The organism is Shewanella sp. ENK2 (assembly GCF_043568515.1).
Classification (GTDB): domain Bacteria; phylum Pseudomonadota; class Gammaproteobacteria; order Enterobacterales; family Shewanellaceae; genus Shewanella; species Shewanella japonica.
The window spans coordinates 3,928,227-3,948,041 of record NZ_CP171406.1 but is presented as its reverse complement, the minus strand read 5'-3'; the positions used below and the strand labels follow the sequence as shown (position 1 = coordinate 3,948,041).

The window sequence follows — 19,815 nt, the reverse complement described above, 5'->3', positions numbered from 1 at the left end:
ATTTTATATTGAAATAGCTGCTAAATAGTAAAATAGGACTAAGCTTAAGTTAGTCTTTTGGCAGCGCTCAAGGATGTAGACATGGAACAAATGGATTTGGTTGTGCTACTGATCATATTACTGATCATGTTGCACATTATGTTTTGCTATCGCGCAATCACTACAGGGGCTCATATTGACGACGTTAAACGTTATGTATGGGGCACCATAAGCCTATTTTTTGGGCCTCTAGGTTATTACCTGTTTCAAAACCTACTGCCGCTAGACTCGTTAGATCCGAGAGAATAACTTAATAAGTGGCTAACCATCTGTTGCGCCACTTATTATTCACAATTTACTTTCACCTATAAATAACGAGTAAATTGACGGCCTGGTTTTAATGGCTTAACTGGTGCTTTAACTGCTGGTGTACCTATATATAAAAAACCGACGATTTGATCATCAGCATTTAAGCCAAGCGCTTTATTCACAATGTCACTAAATGCAAAACTCCCCGTTCGCCACACTGCACCCAATCCCAACGAAAATGCAGCTTGCTGCATAGCCATCGTGGCGCAACCTGCTGCTATATGCTGCTCTAATACCGGAACTTTAGGATGCTCATGCTGTTTGGTGGCAACCGTAATGACCATTGGTGCGCGATGCGGCATTACTTTTGCCTTCGCTATATAAGCTTCATCTTTGTTTTTAGCTATTGCATCTTCTACAAACGCTTCGGCCAATTTATCCAAACCATCACCGGTAGCAATAATAAACTCCCAAGGCGTCAATGCTGCATGATCGGGAACCCGCGCCGCTGCGTTAAGAATAAAATCAAGCTGAGATTCACTCGGTGCTGGTAGGGTTAATCGTGGTGTAGATTGACGAGTAAGTAATAATTCTGATGCGTCCAATGGAGTGTCCTTTTTACTGAATTCAGGATGATATTAACAAAAATCCCACATTAAAGTGGGATTTTTTAATCGCATTGTTTTTCAGAAAAGGCAGATTAAGATAAAAATCGTTTGCCAATAAGGTGATCAACACTCGTATAGCGACCACCACCAAGCATAAGTAATGCAAGCAACATGAACAAATAAGTAATGGCAAACTCAATACCGTTATTAAGTATGACGAAGTTACCTGAGCTCGTCAGCCAGTCATAATTACCATGCTGCTGAAGAATCGATTTGGCTGCCGCCAGTTTTTCTGCAGACGCAGCAACATTATCATTCGCTAACCATGAACTCGCATCCGCTATAGCAAGCCAGCCATTATCAATATGTACAGCAAACGCCGCCACAAACATAGTGAACATCATTGGAATCGCAACTAATCGCGTCGCCAGGCCTATTAACAATAAAAATCCACCAAAAAACTCTGTCCCTGCAGCCAATGCGGTCATCACTTCAGGAAAAGGTAACCCCAAGCCCCAGTCTGGATTACCGAACCAAGCTGCTGTATCGCTAAAGTGAGATAGTTTGTTATAACCAGCTTGCATTAACACTGGCGCTAAATAAATTCTAAGTGCTAATGGGGCTAAGCCTTCAATATGCTTCAAAAATCCTAAAAATTGTTGGTATAAATTTACCATGTTCATTCCTTTAAATTGTATCTTCTGTCTCACTAGACCTAATACGAAGAAAAAACTTTCAATTACCACTACTAAAAATGCATTTCACATAGTGAGGTTTATTTAATTTCTTTAGATAAGTCACTTAAATCTTCAATTAATTCAGACATCTTACGAGTAAAATGTTTACGCTGTTTAGGACTTAAACTTTGGTTGATTTTAATAATAAGTTGGCCAAATAATTGGGTATTTTGATCTACATGTTGTTGATAAGCTGCAGATTTTAATTCATCAGGATTGGTCATTAATAGACGCATTCTTTGTTCAAGTAATGCCGTTTCATCCCTCTGCTCGATTGCAACTTGAAATTGCCTTAACCAATCTAAACGGTACTCTAACCACATATCCAAGGTCGCCACACGTTGTTGATTATATTCAGCAACTAATGCTGCTTGTTCATCAGATACTGAACCTAACCAATCATCCATACGGTCTTGAAGCTTTTCATTTGATTCGTTAACTAATTGTAGTTGAGTTTTACCTGCATACTTTTGGTTAAGTTCTTGGTTATCTTTCTTGAGCTGAGCAATTAGCTCATCTGCTTGTTCATCACTAAAGCTGGATAAAATCGGTAATAAATCAGGTAACACAAAATTAAAAATACGAAACCAATGCGCTTTAGCGTCAACAACTTGTTGCTGCCACATTTCGGGCGTTAAGGTTTGATTTTCGATGGCGACTGATAAGGATGTTAATTGACTACTGTATCGAACTAATTCATCTTTTTGATGCCAAACCAGAAATTTATCCAGTAATACATCAAACTTTTCTTGCTGCTCATCATCGAAGGTAACGTATTCTTCAACTCGCCACTCAATAGCCCAATCAAGAAAAAATAACTAAATTTGGTGGAACAACCCGCCAGAAACATCATCAGCAATAATGGAATCAATGACTTTTTCAACTTGCATTCTCCCTAATTAGCGATACTAAATTAAGAATAATAGGCTTATGAGATTAAAGATAGGTATTTGTTGAACAAGATAAAATATGATGCAATTTCTTCATCGTGCTCTTTGGCATCTAACAAGCTCCTGCCTGCCATCATTAACGCCCAAGCTGCAGAATACATCCAGAATATGTTCATCATTTGAAGCATGAATTTTGGCGCATCAACCGATAAATTAGGGTGTAATGACAAGTATTGTGATGTTAGCTCATCCGTTTGTTGTGGTGTTAAAGGATGAGAAGCAATCACCGAGGCGAGATCAAACATCGGATGACTGGTCGCGCAATATTCAAAATCGATGCAAACCAGTTTGTCTTGCTTAAGTAAAAGATTAAAAGGCGTTAAATCACGATGACAAAATTGTGTCGAAATTAAACAAGACTCGGCATCATTAACCCAAACATCCATTTGTGGCTGCATAGCTAATAATTGCTGAAAGTTAGCGCGCCAATCAGCATGATGTTGGGTTAATAATCCTGCCTGCTGAGATTGCGCTAGACGAAGTAAATCATCAAGATATATTTGCCACTGCCCTGACAAGCTCACCACTTTGTCGGGTAATGGTAGTGTTATAAGCTGATTGAGTAATTGCAATAGTAATGGGACGGGATCGACGGGGTAACTTGACTGAGTAGGCCTTAGAGGCTGGTTAAAACCAAACTCATCGTAAATGGTTGACCAGTCAAATTGCACCTGCTGAATAAACTCACTGATATAAAAACGTTTGTCGTCACTGATCCATAATAATGTGGGCGCAATGGACATCGCCGCGACATTTTTCCAGCAATCGACTTCATTATTTCTATCACACCACTGTGCTATGGATAGATTATCTCTAACAACCCAATCTTTGCCATCCATGTGCAAATGATAATTCGTGTTACTGAGTCCAGTAGATAACTTTTCAACCCGAGTACAATGTTGGCTAATCAATAATGCTAATGCTGGCGGTAAGGCCTGTTTTAGTGCATTTGGTAGATATTCCCAAGGTTCATCCATATTCATAACAATGATTAACAGACACTTTTGTTAAGTGATATGGATGTGACACCATTATCTTGCTGCATTTTTTTACGCCACATGAAGTAACCGCTAATGGCCATAAAGAGATATAAAATCAATAAACCAGACGTTAGCATTAAGCCTTTTTGCAAATATAAATAAATCGACAGCGAGTTAATCACCATCCAGTAATACCAGTTTTCAATCACTTTTTTAGCCACTAAGTAAGTCGTCATTACTGCAAAGCATGTTGTTAATGCATCAAGGTAAGGAAACGATGCTGAGGTGTTATTTGCCATAAGGTAGCCGACAACCAAAGCTATAACAGTAGTCACACCAATAATTATTAGGTGAGTTTGTAATGACCAACTGACAATAGGTAGCTCGGTATTGTCAGTCTCTTTTTGACCGTATCGCCATAGCCAAAAACCATAAACCGCCATCGCCATATAATAAACGTTTAACACCGACTCCATTAATAATGAGACTTTCCAAAACAACACTGTGTATATTGCCGTGCTGACAAACGCCGCAGCCCAGCACCAGATATTCGTTCTCATGGCCAGGACTAAATAGGCGATCGCCAATATAACCGCAATAGCCTCCCATCCGGTCATTGCTGACGCTTCAGATATCGCCGTTTGAATTGGTTGTAAAATCTCATCAAGCATAGTGTTAACTTCTTATTATTTGCTAATACAGCAGTTTTTTAGTTATTCAGTGTGACTTAAATCCAGCTCACCACCGATGAACTTACACACAAATACCGCTTTGCCCCACTTTTGGTGAGCAGCTTCCATTTCTACAGCGAGCATAGACATCACATCTGCATATTCACCACATACTTGGGTGGCCATCGCATTGGTTTTTCTTTCAATATTGCTATAACTGTCTACACGGCCTATAAACCATTTAATGGGATCTAAGTAGTTTTCGTTAAACGGGTACATACTGATTTCAGCAGTTAATTTCATTCTACATTCCTCGATATTACACTAAATTAAATACCGCCATAGTTTAGCAAACTATGGCGGTATTTTACTGTTACATAGCGTAAAACTGTTGTAATTATTAAAGAAATTATCTTCAATAATGATCTATCATTTCTACATAAACTTCACATCTAATGTAATGCCTAATTGACGAGGGTCACCGTATCTTACGTATTGCTTGTCGGCCCAATCAAGATCAGGTTCGTTACCGAAGTAAAAACCTCTAACGCCATATTGCTCATCAAATAGGTTTCTGCCCCATAAGTATGCTGACCACATTTGAGATTCATAACCAATTCGTGCATTGAAAATAGTATAGGCATCTGACTTAGATTCATTACTATCTGAGTAATAAAAGTCACTTTTGCCACTCGCATTTAGGTTAGTAAACCAGCCAGAGTCGCCCACATAGCTCATGCCTGCACTGTAAGTAAATTTAGGTGCATGCGCTTGATCTCGGCCCGTTAAATCAATAACGTTGCCATATTTATCATTATATTGATAATCACCATACTCAGTTTCTAACCAACCGACGCTACCATAAAATTGTATATTTTCAGTAGCATAATAATTAAAGTCAGCCTCGGCGCCATAGTTTTTAGCACTGCCAGCATTTTCTGTGTATAGAATAAAGCGCTGCTGATCATCAGGATCTTGTTGAGATGCTGAAACTTGTTGGTTTTGACGATCCATATAGAACACTGCAACATTGGTTGCTACATCACCATCAAACCATGTCGATTTCAAACCTAGTTCGTAGTTATATAAGGTTTCAGCATCGAACTCTTTTTTATCAGACAATTCAGGTGGCAATGTCATGTTAAAGCCACCCGCTTTGTAACCTCGAGCAATTCTAAAGTAAGCGTTATGATCATCAGTTAACACTTTAGAAATGGCTAAATGTCCGCCCCACATGTTCTCACTTGGGCTAAACTCATCGCCGTTACTGTCACTGTATTCGCTTTCTCTGCGTTCTAAACGAAGACCTGCAGAAAATACATAACCGTCACCAAACTGAGTGTCGGTTTGTCCAAAAATGGCATAGTTAGTTGCTTCATACTCTGACAGTAACACTTCATCTGGCCAGCCATTGTATTCAGAATATAAGTCATTATCTTCTTGAAGGTTCATGCCATATAAACCCACTAACCAGTCTGTAGAATCATTAAAGATTCGACCTGCATCATTTGAGCTAATGCGGAATTCTTGAGAAATGGTTTTACGATCGCCTTGTTTGTCCCAAGTGTAATCATAAACACATGGTTCAGTACCAATTACAGCCCAATTCTCGTCATAAGCTGGACATTCTTTTGATGCCCAGTAATCAGGGTTAGCCCAGTCACCATCGTAATTATGATGATGGTCTGTTTGTGCATATGAGGTCAATGAGGTTAATTCAAACGTATCGAATTGAGAGAAAATAGCTTTAAAGCCTACACCTGTGGTTTTTTGGCTGTCTACACCAGGCTTGTCAGTAATGGTTTCAAAACCATTATTGTCTAATGTCCATGCATCATAGCCATTGTCAAAATTTGCATGCAGTAAAGTTAAGTCTAATTGGACATTTTCAGCAGCATACCAGCGTAATTTTGCACGAGCGGTAAACTCATCACGGGCATTGGTATCTTCGCGCTCAAGATATGTATTATCGCGGTAGCCATTTTGTGAGTGCTGCTCAAGCGATACGCGATATAATAATTTGCCTGAATCGCTCAGTGGGCCAGAGCTAAAACCAGAAAATGTTTGTAAGTCGTCATCACCAAGTGACACTTGGGCGCCATGCTCAAACACATCCGTCGGATCGTTACTTTTTAAATATATTAAACCCGCTAATGCATTAGCACCGTATTGGGTACCTTGAGGTCCACGAAGGACTTCAACTTGTTGCATATCGTACATGCTAGAAACCATGCCGATACCCGAGAGATCGATATCATCAACAATAAAACCAACCGATGAATTAGGGGCACCTTGATATTCTTCTTGCTCACCGACACCACGAATTTGAAAATATTTAGGACGCGAGCTGCCACCAGACCAGTTAAAATTGGCGATTGAATTTAATACGTCTTCGAAATGTTGAGCACCTTCATCTTGTAATTGTTGGCTATCAATGACAGTGACACTCGATGGAACTTTTTCAAGTTCAACACCACTAAAGTCAGCGTTAACAACAATCACTTCCATTTTTTCGGCATTAGGTGCAACACGTTCAATGTTTTCAGTTTGAGCGACAGCTGAAGTAGATAAAGCGGCGAGAATGGCAACCGCCAAAGGCGATTTTGATTTAAATAAAGACATAGGACCTCAAATATTCATTTTGAGATCCGGCAAGCATAGTGAATTAGTTTGTGCATCCATGACAAAAATAGCAAGTAAAGCATGCAGCCCATTCCTACGCCGGTATTAGCCGGATCAGGTTCTAAGGGTTTGTCATAAGACATCTCAGTTTACGAGAAAAGCGCAAACACCCCTTGGCGAGGCGGATTATAAACGATTCAACTAAAGTGCGACACTATTAGTGAACACTTTTCATTAACTAAATCAATACAAGCTGGCTTCAGAAACAATTGAATGATTAATAAGAGCACAAAATGCATGGTACTAGCACGAAGGCTTGTCATAAATTGTGGTATTTAAGCCATAAAAAAACACCCGATTATTGGGTGTTTTATAATGAGTTTATTTAGCGGCCAAATTGGACTCAGTGAGAAGAAAACCAATGGCTAATGAATCACTAAATCATCACCAATTATGCACGGTATGATGCACGTAACGTTCTAAACAAGTGACGTTAGGATTAATTTGAAAACGCTTTTCTTACATACACTTCAAACCGGGTAGCATTGGCATTTGGCGCTAACGCACTCACCTGCATTTGCTGCTTACCGTGTAGTTTTAATGATTTCCAACTCACGCCTTCATCTTCAATAGTAAAGTCGTTTGCATCGTACCAAGTAAATTTATACTGCAGTCTTAAATCAGTAGACACTTTACTTAAAATCAGTGCAGAGCCTTGCAGTAAATCAGCTTGAGTGCGGACTCTGACTTGCTCAATACCAACTTCTCGGGAAAATGAATTATTGTCGACTCGAACAACACCATTAGATCCTGCAGATAATCCAGCGGTGTGATTTGCACAACCAGTCATCAACAAAAATAAGGTTACTATTACGATTGAAATCTTCATCATTTATCCTTTTAACACTGTGAATGTGAATCCCATAGGTATTAAAGCGCTTCAGTCATCTTATTATTGATCTAACAAGAAGTGCGCTCTTGCTGTCGCAATAAGCTGTTTTCTGTTTGTTTGCCAACAATTAATACTCACATTTGCAACTCTGCGACCTTGGCGAGTAATTTTACACTCTGCAAACGTATCTTGATGCAAACCTGCTCGTAAATAATCAATTGAAAAATCGATTATTTTTGGCACTTTTTAGCTTGCATAAACACCATTAGTTGCACGATGGCAGACATTTCCATAAAGCCAGCAATCACGCCACCATGAATGGCAGGTAAAATAGGATTACCGATATTGTCGTCTTTAGCGGGTAATTTAAACACCATTTCATCACCAAAGCGATTAACACTCATGCCAATGAATTGTGTATAAGGCACTTTCGCCAGTAAATAACTGTAATCGTTTAAGTCTATTGCTCGTTTTACAATATCATGGACATTAATTTCTGCCGCCACAATATCAGTAAGACTTGCCTGAGTAGTTGCTTCTTTAGTAAGTGTAGTCCCATTCTCAGTCGCTAACTCATTGACCTTGATATCTGATTCACCCATTAATGCCTGACGAAACTCTTCCCCCACCATTTCAGGGCTAATACGCATAAAGGAACCAACAGCATGAGCAATGGGATCATCAATACTGTCTTGGTAAGCAATTGCACGAGTAAAAGCAACATTAGAGGATAAACGATAGCACTCTGCAAAAGCGAAAATAGGCTTATCTGGCTCTGCAGGTTTCATATAATCAACCCGTAAATCTAACGTGGGTGATATTTCTAATGATTGATATTTTTCTAAAATCGCACTGACCACTGCCGTACCAGACGCAGTATCAATTAACGTAGTGACGACACCACCATGAATAACACCAGTATCAGGATCGCCAATAATGTCCTGACTATATGGCAACTCTAACAGTACATGGTGCTCACTGGCCTCAAGTACCGAGATTTGTAAACGACGACAATGTGCTAACTGGCCAACAAAACGTGTGGCCACTTCAGTTAACGGGAAAAACTCACTTGTTTATTTTCATTAATGGCTACTTAGTCTTTACGGCTTAACATTGGGCCAAGTGGCTTACCACCCACCAAATGCATATGAATATGGTAGACCTCTTGGCCACCATGCTTATTACAATTCATAATTAACCGATACCCGTCTTCGGCGATACCAGCTTCTGCAGCTAGTTTGGCTGCAACAGTCATCATACGTCCGAGTGCAAGCTCATCTGACGCTTTAATGTCATTAGCTGTCGGAATTAAGTGATTTGGAATGATTAAAATATGCGTTGGCGCTTGAGGAGAAATATCACGAAATGCAGTGACCAACTCGTCTTGGAATAAAATATCCGCTGGGATTTCACGACGAATAATCTTACTAAAAATGGTTTCTTCGGCCATGTGTCATCATCCTTTTATTATGCGTTAGTTAACGTGGGTAATCGCAATGCTTGGCTAGATTATCTTATAGTATCAACTGCAGTGTTTGTCACTCCAGTCAAAACCATAAACAGTTGTTACTATTCATGTACAGATGGATTTGCACATTAGTAATGAATTTGGCAGCATTGGGTTTCTTCTCGTTCTTATTTCTTTTCAGCAACACCTACTTACTTGGAAATTGCTCATGCATTATCACATCATTGCTATCGATCCTAAAGCACATTTGTTTGAAGTCACTCAAACTATTCAAGATGCAAAACCACAACAGATATTGTCTTTACCTTCTTGGCTTCCAGGCAGTTATATGATCCGTGATTTTGCCAGAAATCTAATTGAAATAACCGCAGTGGATGAGCAAAACACGCCAATTGAAATCGAACAACTCGATAAGCAAACTTGGCAATGTAAAAACAGTCAGTCATTTATTAAAATTTCATATCAGGTTTATGCTTGGGATTTATCTGTGCGCTCTGCTCATTTAGACACAACCCATGGTTTTTTTAATGGCAGTAGCGTGTTTTTATGTGCCAAAGGCTTAGAGCATACCAAGCACACACTATCGATAGCCAAACCAGCCCTTGATGAACTTAAAGACTGGAAACTTGCCACCAGCATGAAAAGAACCGCTGGTGAACAATACGGTTTCGGTGAGTTTTACGCAGATAATTATGATGATTTTATCGACCATCCAGTAGAAATGGGCCCACTTGCAATAGCCAGTTTCGAAGCCTGCGGTGTGCCCCATGATGTTGTGTTAAGTGGTAAACATGATGCTTCATTACCGCGTTTATGCCAGGATTTAAAAGCCATATGCGAATATCAAATCAACTTATTTGGTGGTCAAGCTCCTTTTGATCGCTACGTATTTTTAACGACTGTTTTAGGTAATGGCTTTGGTGGATTAGAACATCGTGCAAGCACCGCATTAATGTGCTCAAGGAAAGATTTGCCAACAAACATGACCCATGAGGTCAACAAAGATTATCGCGTTTATCTATCGTTATGCAGTCATGAGTATTTTCATAGCTGGAACGTAAAACGTATAAAGCCTGCTGAGTTTACCCCATTTGATTTATCTAAAGAGGCTTATACTGAGCAATTATGGGCTTATGAGGGGATTACCTCATATTTCGATGATCTATTAACTTATCGCAGTGGTTGTGTCAGCCAGAACCAATATCTAACTATGTTAAGTGAAATTATGACACGGGTTTACCGTTCGCAAGGTCGCTTTAAACAAACACTGTCATCCTCAAGCTTTAATGCATGGACCAAGTTTTATAAACAAGATGAAAATGCCAACAATGCCATTGTTAGTTACTACACAAAAGGGGCTTTATTCGCTTTATACCTTGATTTAACTATTCGCATTGAAACCAAGGGAAAACACAGTTTAAACGATGTCATGTTGGCGCTTTGGCACGACTATGGAGCTAAAGGCATTGGCACTCAGGGTGATACACATCAGCGTATTATTGAGAAGCTACTAAACCGTAACTGTGATGATTTATTTGTTTATTTAAATAATACCCAAGATATTCCACTTGAACCTTTATTGAATAAAGTTGGTATCACCATGACCTTGCGTACCAGTGCCGGGGCTACTGATTTAGGTGGCGGTGAAACTAAAGGGCTTAATATTGCATTTGGCGCTAAAACCAAAGCAGAAGCATTTGGCCTCAAAGTACTGACCGTTACCAACGACAGCCCAGCGCATCAAGCAGGCTTAAGTGCTGGTGACTTACTCATTGCAGCCAATGAGTTACAGGTTGATAGCCAATTTGAACAGCAATTACAATCTAAAGAATTGGACACAGAGTTAGCACTACATTGGTTTAGACGAGATGAGTTAATGCAAGGCACAATGCCAATTAAACTTGCTATAAAAGATACGATTAGTTTATCTATCAATGATGAGGAAAAACTCAAAATATGGCTATAAACCTTCGCTAGTTCAATAAAAAGGTGCCCTATGGCACCTTTTTAGTGTTAGCTTAACGATTAAAAAGTACGGGGTTTAACCACGTTTAATTCTTTCGCTTACTCGGGCTTCACTATGCGCTTCTAACCAATATTTTTGTAAGGTTTCATTTTGCATACCTGTTGCAGAATCACCTAAACTCCATGCGCCTTTCCAGATACCATCTGCAATTAAATGTACTACTGCACTTTCGATTGCTGATGCTACACATAAACTGACAGGTTCGTTAGACGTGTAACCCGCTTCTGCTTCCAGCAATTCTTGCGCATCGATAAATTTAAAAACCCCGGCGGTGATTTCTTTTGAAATAACCGATTTAGTTGTAGTCACACTACTTAATAATCTACCCGTTCGAATATCAACTGCTCTTAGGTTAACGGTAATGCTATCAACACGATATTGGCCTGATGCTCCGATACCCAAGTAGCGCGCACCTGCACCACCTGTTTTAATATTGGTATCATAAGCCACAATACCGCCTTCCATTAAAACTTGTGCACTATTCAGTTGAGGTAACTTGCTTGCATCGCCTTTGAGTCCTGCTCTAACAATTTTTCGCTCTGTTAACAGGTTTTGTAGCCCTTCACGTTCAACTGGAATAAACCACGAAGAATCATTAAGAGATTGAGCTAGAAAAGCGGTCCCCGATTGCGGTACTGCAGTCGAAAAGTTACTGGATGGAATCGGCTTATATTGCCCAGTTTGATCACGAAAATCATAAACTGCCGCAACCATCGCACCTTGTGGAAAAGGTAAGCTAATTAAATCGTAATAAGTTTCACTTTTCGGCATTAAACTGGTTGTTGCATCAATATTCTCGAACTCTTCATCCACTGATGAACAAGCTGATAGCATAACCACAAGAGCCGATATAATAATCTTGTTCATATTAGCCTCCGGTACCAGTATCAACGATACCGCCGACTTCAATGATGGTTGTTTCGCCTGTTAAAATATCCGTAATGTGAACAATCAATGCGCCATCTTCATTCACAACGTTTATTTCAAAGTCATCTGTTAACAAGTAGCCTTCGCCACCATTTGCGGCATCATTAAATAACTGTGACATTAACCGAGACTCTAAAGAGCTGGCTAAACGCTCTAATGCCGTGGGCGGCGTATATCCTGAACCAGAGCTACTTTGATGATCATTTTGCGCTGCAGCATTTGCTAGTAAGTATGAGCCGTTTAAATAACTACCACCAAAAGCGGGGTTAACAGGTTGATATATCAATTGAGTTGCTAAACACTCAACTGAAAATAATAATAAAATTGAGCTAAATAGTATTTTTTCATTTTGGCGTTCCCTGCTTAGAATTCGTCAGGAGCAAGGTCAGGATCTAAAAGAGCCCCTAACACTGCTTGTTCATTTTGTTTTATTACCGCGGTATTCACTCTTTTAGCGGCATAATTAACTTGTTGTTCCAAATTTCGACTAATAGGCGAAACAAAAGTGACAAAGATTGTTTTTCGATTTTGTTGGATTAAAATTTTACTACCGCTACGCGCGGTAGCCTGCTCTATAACCGTAATTCCCGAATGCTTAGTCGCACCGCCAATATCCCGATAAGCACTCACAAATTCACGATAAAACTGATGCCCTATTCGTGTCATCGCTCTATTAAGGATCAAGCCCTCAATCAAGTCCGATTCACGTTTGGGTTTGGCATCACTGACTACGACTGTTTCGGTGTTTGATTTTTTTAAAGAGTTTTCTTGCGCAACAGACGCTTTAGATTCTGGGACAACTTCATCAGAAGCGGGTTTAATCTCAGGGTTTGTTAACCCTGAGGTTTCAGATATCGCTTCCAATTTCTTATCTTCAGCCGCACTTACCTGGTTTGCAGTAAACACAAACGCACAAGCTAAACACAATAGAATCGGAAGCGTTATCTTCACACTCTCACCTCATGCATATGAGTTTGGGCCCACGCAATGGCTTGGCCACGGCTAGATACCCCAATTTTGCGAAATGCGCGGTATAAATGAGTTTTAATCGTTGATTCACTCACAAATAATTGGTTTGCGATATCAAGATTAGTGCTACCGGTCAATAAAGCTTGTAATACTTCTCTTTCTCGAATGGTAAGGTGTTCGCTTTCATCTTCATTCTCAAAGCCCATTAATGATTTATGTAAATCATTTGGAATAACACTTCTTCCTTTAAGGATCTCATTAAAGCCGCTACTAATTTCAGCTAGATCTGCATCGGTATAAAATGCGCCAGAAGTGGTTGCTGGATGAATTAAAAATTTAGCGTCAACCTGTTTAGGAAAATTGATAAAGACAGTTTTGACAACATAGTGCTCTCTCTCAATGAGCCTTTGTAATTGATAAGCTTGTTGTAAATCGATGGTGGCTAAATCAAAAACCACAAGAGAGATTTGCTGTTCAGACAGCTGCGAGCTCATCGTCGCAGGGGTTGCTTTCGCTAGTTTGACTAAGAACTCTTGTGGCCAACGACAATCAAGTAAATCAACAAGTAACCGCGAACGTGAAACTATCATCCAATTGATAACTTTAAACATCACTTACACTCCATGTGATTAAACAAAGTAACTTACATCTGATACTGTACCTGTATCATTAAAGCCAGATTAGCAAGCTAATCTGGCTTTAACAATTAGCCTAAAGGGTGTTTAAAATCCCTTTTGTATACTTTAGTACTACATACCTTGGGTAACAGTTGCCATGTTGTTTGAACCCACTTGAGTCACAACTGCATTGTTGCCCATGTCAGTTTGAGTAACTAAGGTTGTATTCATGCTTCCATTGGCATAAACGTCAGCAAAATGATCTGAACCTGTTTGCAAGATATCGATATCATTGCCAGAACCAAGCCATGACTCACCAATCGCTTCGTTCATATCACCTGTTTGTACAATATCAACCATTGAACCATTACTTGAACCGTCAGCATATGCACTGTTATCGTTACCAGTTTGAGTAATATTAACGGTATTATTGCTACCCCATGTTCCAGCACCATAGCCTGTGCCATAGAAACTTGAAGAATTAGCATTATCCGTTACAGAATTCCCATTACCAGTTTGAGTGATAGTAATAGTGTTATCTGCGTTATAACCAGTTTTTGCACCAGCGTAGTTGTCTGCGCCAGTTTGGTAAACATTAATATCATTTGAAACACTAGAACCTGTTTGGCTAACTAAAGCCGTGTTAGAGTCACCACTTTGCATAACGATTGCAGTATCATCAGTACCCGCTTGATCAACTGTGGCAGAGTTACCCATACCAGCTGCTGAACCACTTTGAGTAACTGTTGCAGAGTTACCAGAGTTACTTTGAGTTACATTTGCCATTTGATCATAATCAGATTGCGTTACAGTGGCAGTTTGACTAAATCCTGATTGAGCGACCATTGCTTGGCCATTCTCACCGTCCTGAGTTACAGTCGCTAAGCCACTATCACCCGTTTGAGCAACATCTGCCATATTATTTAAATTAGATTGAGTAACATATGCTTGGTTGTCGTTACCCATTTGCATTACATTTGCATCGTTAGATAAACCAGTTTGAGTCGTATTTGCTATATTATTGTCACCTTCTTGACTAACAGCAGCAACAGTATCATCAGAACTAGCTATATAACCAAAGTTCAATGTCGTTTGACTAACAACTGATTGGTTACCAGTACCATTTTGATCAATCGAAGCAACTGCACCATCTGAAGATTCTTGAATAATTGAAGCATTATTCAAAGGTCCACCTGCTTGAGTAATTGTGGCATCTGCATAATCAGACCAATGGTTATAAATGTCCGCAATATCACCTGAACCATTTTGATTAATTGTAGAGTTAGCTGCATCCCCATTATCCTGTAAAATATTAGCGTTATTGTTATCGCCATTTTGATTTACAAGTGAGGCCGCATTTGCACCATTGTTGAAGCGCTGTTCGATAGCAGCTACGTTTTCATTACCAGTTGTGCTGATAATACCTGTCGCAGACTGTGTATCATCATGCTGAAAAATACTACCTTGGTTTAGATTACCAATTTGAGTAATAGAGCCCATTGTTTCAGAAGTATCTTCTTGTGTTACTGACGCGGTATTGGTATCACCTGATTGAGTAATAAATGCATCATTATTTTCGCTGTTCAAAACTTGAGTAACAGTGGCACCATTGCCATTACCGGTTTGATCAACGGTTGCTTCATTATCAGAACTTGCATATGCACTGCTTGACGCTAAAATCGCAGCTGACACTAATATTGCTAATTTAGAATGTTTCATTATCGTATTTCCCTTTACTGTGTATTATTAATTAATTTAATCAAGGTTAATTACTGCAACATTGCTGAGTTACCTCAACGTGTTGCGAATTACCCCACTGGAGTACACCTACTGCATTCCCAGATCCGTACTGCTGGATCTCGATTGAATTCTCGTAACCACTTTGTTGTATTAAAGCTACGTTTCCTGTTCCTGTTTGCATCACATCTAAAAGTAGGTTTTCACCCTGCTGAGCAGATAAAACGACATTTCCAACACCGACTTGCAATATTTCAGCTTCTACATTGGCACCAAATTGCGATGCCAAGACATAATGTTGTGAACCTTGCTGGTCAATATTTATCGTATTCGTGAAACCGTTTTGAAATGTTCTAGATTGATTATCTACACCAGATTGATTTAAATTTAATGAGTTATCGCTACCATCCTGAACAGCTCGAGCAATATTGGTCCCACTTGCGAGTTCATCAAAATCACTTAAATCTGACTGACTGAAACTAGGAAAAGAAGCTAGACATACAGCAACAGATAACATCCCTGCTATTGTTTTAACGCGATGTAATTGTTCACGCTTGAATAAGTCCATGCTTCCTGCCCTTCACTTTGTAAAAGAGTTATTCCCTTTACATTTCCAGTGAATTTAGTATTACTCGATATAATGTGTTCTGAATCCACCCCGAGTATTAAAGGAACTTAGACCAATAGACTAAAATGTATCCTAACCCCCACTTTTGTACTATAAGGAATTATCAAACTAAACAATTTAACTTATTGATATATAATCAAAATACTAAAAAGCGCCATTAAAATGACATATAACGAAAGGTTGAGCTGAAAAGCAGGAATGGAAAACAAGATTAAGTATTGGACAAACAAGATTGGCTAAAATGGATTACGTATTTGAGCAGAATAAACTTGATTTATACTCATCACACAAGTGATAAATACAGTGACCAAATAAGCAAAATTACACTGACTGTTTGCCAAAACTTTACAGGGTTTCGCTCAATAAAAGGAATGGTTGTTTTAGGGGCAGCCTTTGCTGGCGTGGTTAAAGCGTGAATAAATTCATTCGTATCAACAAAACGAAATGAAGGCTCTATAGACAAGGCTTTTTCTAATGCCGTATCCATCCACTCCGGAACCATAGGGTTTGTTTTGAAAACAGGTACATAATTTAGCTTTAAGAAGTCGCTGCGCTGATGGCATTTTGCCAACTGACCTTTAAAAGGTTGCTCACCTGCTAACATTTCATACGCTATCACAGCAAATGAAAACAAGTCAGCACGCCCGTCAGCTTGATACCCTAAAATCACTTCAGGTGATGTGTAATCTGCAGTACCAAGAATTTGATCGCGTTTTAGCGGCGTTGTTATTTCCGCAATACCTTTAATATGGCAGGCGCCGAAATCAATTATTTTCACTACCCCTTCACGAGTAATAAAAATATTATCTGGCTTTAAATCTTGATGTAATGTTTCTTTACGATGAAACGCGCGAATGCCCGTTTCAATTTGTTTGAGTAATTGCAATACATCTTCAACTGGACCTCGTTGATGTTGTGCCATCCAGTCAGCCAAACTTAAGCCTTCTAGATATTCTGTTAAATAATAGAGCGCCGACTTATTAAGGTGGTGATCAACGACTTTAACTACATGTTGACTATTGATTCGGTGACCAATCCAGCTCTCAAGCATAAATCTCTCTATATATGCAGCATCATCAATATAATTAACTGATGGGGTTTTCATACAACGTACTTCGCCTTGGCTATTTTTGACAACATACACCTGGCTGCGCTGACTTTGGTGAATCACTTTTATAATTTCGTAATCATCTAAACGCATTCCTACTTCCATTGGAGGCGGAAAAGGACGGCTAGCGAGCTTGTGATAAACATCGTCTATTGCTTGAGTGGGTAATTGTGAAACTGAAATTAATTGAGCACTAAGGTTATCTTTACTATCAAACTTGAAAGCTTTATCGGTAAGTTGCTGACAGAAGTGCTCGCAAGCTTGATCTGAGATCGTGATATTATTTTCTTGAAATACAGCTAACATCTTTTTTAATTCATGATCAGTCAACACATCATGAACACCATCAGTTGTTAGTAAATATAAGTCACCAACCTCGACATTCAGCTGCTTATAATCAACCTCAAGGTTTACATCCATACCTAAAGCTCGGGTTAAATAACTTGTATATTCATTTACTGATGTGCTGTGGTCTCGGGTTATTTTAACTAATTCGCCTTGCCTGAATCGGTATATTCTAGAGTCTCCAGCATGCAACATGTGCGCAGAACAAGACTTTAATACCAAAGCACTAAAAGTGCAGACATAGCCTTTACGAGCATCTCTATAGTCTTGACCAAGACCATACAACCAACGGTTAAGTGCAGTTAATACTCGTGTACTTGACGTTAAAACACTCCAAGACTCGGGTGTTGAGTAGTAATCAGCGATGAAGTTAGATACGCTAATAGCTGATGCTTTCGCACCACCTTCAGCCGCACTCACCCCATCGCTGATAACACTCACAATACCTTTAGTGGTTAACATTAATCCGGTTGGAATTTTTATACCAATTGCGTCTTCATTTTCTGATTTTCGGCCTTTATCTGAATATTGCCCCGCATGCACTTCAAGAGCACCCGATATTGGTAATTGTTCTTGCTTATTGTTCGGCAAAGTTAAACCAGTGTCTGATGATGACAATATAATGTCTTGTTCAACGTCGGTTTCTTTATCATGTCCTTTGTTAGTGACATGACTCAATGCTTGGTTTTTTAGATGTGATTGCATAAAACCCTTTAAACACCAACACCGTATCGTTCTAGTGATACGGTGTTAGTGATTGAGATAGATAAAAATCTAATTAACACTAATTAGTGTGACTTCACCTTTTTCATTCACCTCAGCCATATGACCTTTGGGTTCTGTCATAAAGAATAATGTGATGAAACCAATCACAGCGCTAATAGCAATAACGTAAAAGAATACAGAGGTTGAAACCATTGAGTAAACCGTTAAGAAAAACACAGCCCCAACATTACCATAAGCTCCTGTCATACCAGCAATTTGTCCAGTTAAACGACGCTTAATTAATGGCACGGCAGCAAATACTGCCCCTTCACCACCTTGAACAAAGAATGAACATGCCATAACCACAACAACAGCAAGCGGTAATGCCCAACTACCGTCTATTTGGCCTACCGCAAAGTATCCAACAGCCAAACCAGCGGTTAAAATTAGTAAGGTATTCTTACGGCCGAATTTATCACTTAACCAGCCTCCACCAGGTCGAGACATTAGATTCATAAAGGCATAACTTGAAGCAACCATACCAGCTTGCGCCATGCCTAAGCCGAATGTTTCAGCAAAAAATAACGGCAGCATTGATACAACGGCTAACTCAGAACCAAAAGTGGTGAAATACAGCACATTCAATACGGCCACTTGTTTAAAAGGATACCGCTCAAACTTCTGGCACCTCGTTAACAAAAATATCTTTGTTAACTTGATAAGTTTGATAAATGTCCACCAGTAATATAAGTACTAAACCAGCATAAATTAACTGGGTTGTTTGCTCTGCTAACATACTCACGCCAGCAGGCGACAATTTCCATGCTAACAAGGCTAATGTGGCGTACATAGGAAGCTTCATAAATATCAATAAAGCAAAATCCCCTTTACTGGTGACTTCTAATCCACCTGCTTTTTTGGGTTTAAAATAAGTCGACCCCTTTGGTGTATCGGTGACATTAAAATAGTAAACAAATGCAAAAATTAAGCTAATTAACCCTGTTAAGCCAATTGCGTATCGCCATCCGTCTTCGCCCCCAAAAAAGATGGCTAATCCAGGTAAAGTAAATGCTGCTGCAGCTGAACCAAAATTACCCCAGCCGCCATAAATGCCTTCTGCTGTACCTAACTCTTTCGCTGGAAACCACTCACTGACGATGCGAATACCAATCACAAAACCAGCACCAATAAAGCCAATTAAAAAGCGCGCTAATGCCAATTGTTCAAATGAATTAGCCACTGCAAACATAAAACAAGGTATAGAACAAACACCTAAAAGCACAGAATAAGTTAACCTTGGGCCATACTTATCTGTCACCATTCCAATAATAATCCGTGCAGGAATGGTTAATGCAACGTTCAAAATCAATAAGGTTTTAATCTGTGATTTAGTTAACCCTAAACTATCAGCTATAACACTTAACAAGGGTGCCGCATTAAACCAAACCACAAAGGTAATAAAAAATGCAATCCAGCTTAAATGCAGCGTTTTCATCTTCCCCGAAAACGACAATAAATTAAATTTCTCAGAACTCAT

Annotated in this window: 18 protein-coding genes, 3 pseudogenes and 1 riboswitch; of the genes and pseudogenes, 2 read left to right on the top strand and 19 right to left on the bottom strand. The window is 39.4% G+C overall.

All coding sequences use genetic code 11. The features are described 5' to 3' along the window. Window positions 1-81: 81 nt before the first annotated feature. Entirely contained in the window at window positions 82-288 is a 207-nt protein-coding gene (locus tag ACGEDC_RS17295) for a hypothetical protein (RefSeq protein WP_055024395.1), read from the top strand. A gap of 56 nt (window positions 289-344) precedes the next feature. Here the strand turns inward: ACGEDC_RS17295 and ACGEDC_RS17290 are convergent, their stop codons facing one another. The 11 genes and pseudogenes from ACGEDC_RS17290 to hinT form a co-directional block, all read right to left on the bottom strand. Then, window positions 345-893, bottom strand: coding sequence for an NAD(P)H nitroreductase (locus ACGEDC_RS17290; protein WP_055024394.1), 549 nt, complete (start codon window positions 891-893; stop codon window positions 345-347). 95 nt (window positions 894-988) lie between these two features. Further along, window positions 989-1,579 (bottom strand): DoxX family protein, encoded by a 591-nt coding sequence (locus ACGEDC_RS17285; protein ID WP_394498387.1) that lies wholly within the window; start codon window positions 1,577-1,579, stop codon window positions 989-991. A gap of 92 nt (window positions 1,580-1,671) precedes the next feature. After that, complete coding sequence (locus ACGEDC_RS17280; RefSeq protein WP_394498385.1) at window positions 1,672-2,352, bottom strand: DUF6279 family lipoprotein; 681 nt, start codon at window positions 2,350-2,352, stop codon at window positions 1,672-1,674. 209 nt (window positions 2,353-2,561) lie between these two features. Next, window positions 2,562-3,560 (bottom strand): phosphotransferase, encoded by a 999-nt coding sequence (locus ACGEDC_RS17275; RefSeq protein ID WP_394494691.1) that lies wholly within the window; start codon window positions 3,558-3,560, stop codon window positions 2,562-2,564. 14 nt (window positions 3,561-3,574) lie between these two features. Further along, on the bottom strand, window positions 3,575-4,234 hold the full coding sequence (pnuC, locus tag ACGEDC_RS17270; protein ID WP_394494689.1) for a nicotinamide riboside transporter PnuC: 660 nt from the start codon (window positions 4,232-4,234) through the stop codon (window positions 3,575-3,577). Between the two features lie 42 nt (window positions 4,235-4,276). Next, on the bottom strand, window positions 4,277-4,537 hold the full coding sequence (locus ACGEDC_RS17265) for a YkoF family thiamine/hydroxymethylpyrimidine-binding protein (RefSeq protein WP_055024389.1): 261 nt from the start codon (window positions 4,535-4,537) through the stop codon (window positions 4,277-4,279). Between the two features lie 132 nt (window positions 4,538-4,669). After that, window positions 4,670-6,856, bottom strand: a complete 2,187-nt coding sequence (locus ACGEDC_RS17260) for a TonB-dependent receptor (RefSeq protein ID WP_394494686.1) — start codon at window positions 6,854-6,856, stop codon at window positions 4,670-4,672. 74 nt (window positions 6,857-6,930) lie between these two features. Further along, a riboswitch (TPP riboswitch) is annotated at window positions 6,931-7,040 on the bottom strand. 315 nt (window positions 7,041-7,355) lie between these two features. Further along, window positions 7,356-7,748 carry a YcfL family protein gene (locus ACGEDC_RS17255; protein ID WP_080915507.1) on the bottom strand — a complete coding sequence of 131 codons (393 nt, stop codon included), beginning with the start codon at window positions 7,746-7,748 and terminating at the stop codon, window positions 7,356-7,358. 60 nt (window positions 7,749-7,808) lie between these two features. Beyond that, a pseudogene (locus tag ACGEDC_RS17250) lies at window positions 7,809-8,257 on the bottom strand (PaaI family thioesterase). Between the two features lie 237 nt (window positions 8,258-8,494). Beyond that, window positions 8,495-8,794: pseudogene (locus ACGEDC_RS17245) on the bottom strand (PaaI family thioesterase); the annotation flags it as partial. Between the two features lie 47 nt (window positions 8,795-8,841). After that, window positions 8,842-9,198, bottom strand: coding sequence for a purine nucleoside phosphoramidase (gene hinT / locus ACGEDC_RS17240; RefSeq protein WP_055024386.1), 357 nt, complete (start codon window positions 9,196-9,198; stop codon window positions 8,842-8,844). Window positions 9,199-9,424: 226 nt separating this feature from the next. Here hinT and ACGEDC_RS17235 point away from each other — a divergent pair, with 226 nt between their 5' ends. Continuing rightward, window positions 9,425-11,182 carry a M61 family metallopeptidase gene (locus ACGEDC_RS17235; RefSeq protein ID WP_394494684.1) on the top strand — a complete coding sequence of 586 codons (1,758 nt, stop codon included), beginning with the start codon at window positions 9,425-9,427 and terminating at the stop codon, window positions 11,180-11,182. 75 nt (window positions 11,183-11,257) lie between these two features. Here the strand turns inward: ACGEDC_RS17235 and ACGEDC_RS17230 are convergent, their stop codons facing one another. From ACGEDC_RS17230 to ACGEDC_RS17195, 8 genes and pseudogenes are all read right to left on the bottom strand, one after another. Then, window positions 11,258-12,109, bottom strand: a complete 852-nt coding sequence (locus ACGEDC_RS17230) for a CsgG/HfaB family protein (protein WP_055024384.1) — start codon at window positions 12,107-12,109, stop codon at window positions 11,258-11,260. A gap of 1 nt (window position 12,110) precedes the next feature. Then, a complete protein-coding gene (locus tag ACGEDC_RS17225) occupies window positions 12,111-12,509 on the bottom strand; it encodes a curli assembly protein CsgF (protein WP_394498383.1) in 399 nt (132 codons plus the stop codon). A 23-nt stretch (window positions 12,510-12,532) separates the two neighbouring features. Beyond that, entirely contained in the window at window positions 12,533-13,120 is a 588-nt protein-coding gene (locus tag ACGEDC_RS17220) for a curli production assembly/transport protein CsgE (protein ID WP_244899790.1), read from the bottom strand. Beyond that, window positions 13,117-13,749: a LuxR C-terminal-related transcriptional regulator gene (locus ACGEDC_RS17215; protein WP_055024382.1), complete on the bottom strand. Its 633-nt coding sequence runs from the start codon at window positions 13,747-13,749 to the stop codon at window positions 13,117-13,119. The genes ACGEDC_RS17220 and ACGEDC_RS17215 overlap by 4 nt, the downstream gene beginning before the upstream one ends. A 138-nt stretch (window positions 13,750-13,887) precedes the next feature. Beyond that, the gene (locus ACGEDC_RS17210; RefSeq protein WP_394494681.1) at window positions 13,888-15,474 is read right to left on the bottom strand and encodes a beta strand repeat-containing protein; all 1,587 of its coding nucleotides are present in this window, start codon (window positions 15,472-15,474) and stop codon (window positions 13,888-13,890) included. Window positions 15,475-15,520: 46 nt separating this feature from the next. Further along, window positions 15,521-16,060 (bottom strand): hypothetical protein, encoded by a 540-nt coding sequence (locus ACGEDC_RS17205; protein WP_055024380.1) that lies wholly within the window; start codon window positions 16,058-16,060, stop codon window positions 15,521-15,523. A gap of 343 nt (window positions 16,061-16,403) precedes the next feature. After that, complete coding sequence (locus ACGEDC_RS17200) at window positions 16,404-18,278, bottom strand: protein kinase domain-containing protein (protein ID WP_394494678.1); 1,875 nt, start codon at window positions 18,276-18,278, stop codon at window positions 16,404-16,406. A gap of 69 nt (window positions 18,279-18,347) precedes the next feature. Next, window positions 18,348-19,815: pseudogene (locus tag ACGEDC_RS17195) on the bottom strand (NarK family nitrate/nitrite MFS transporter).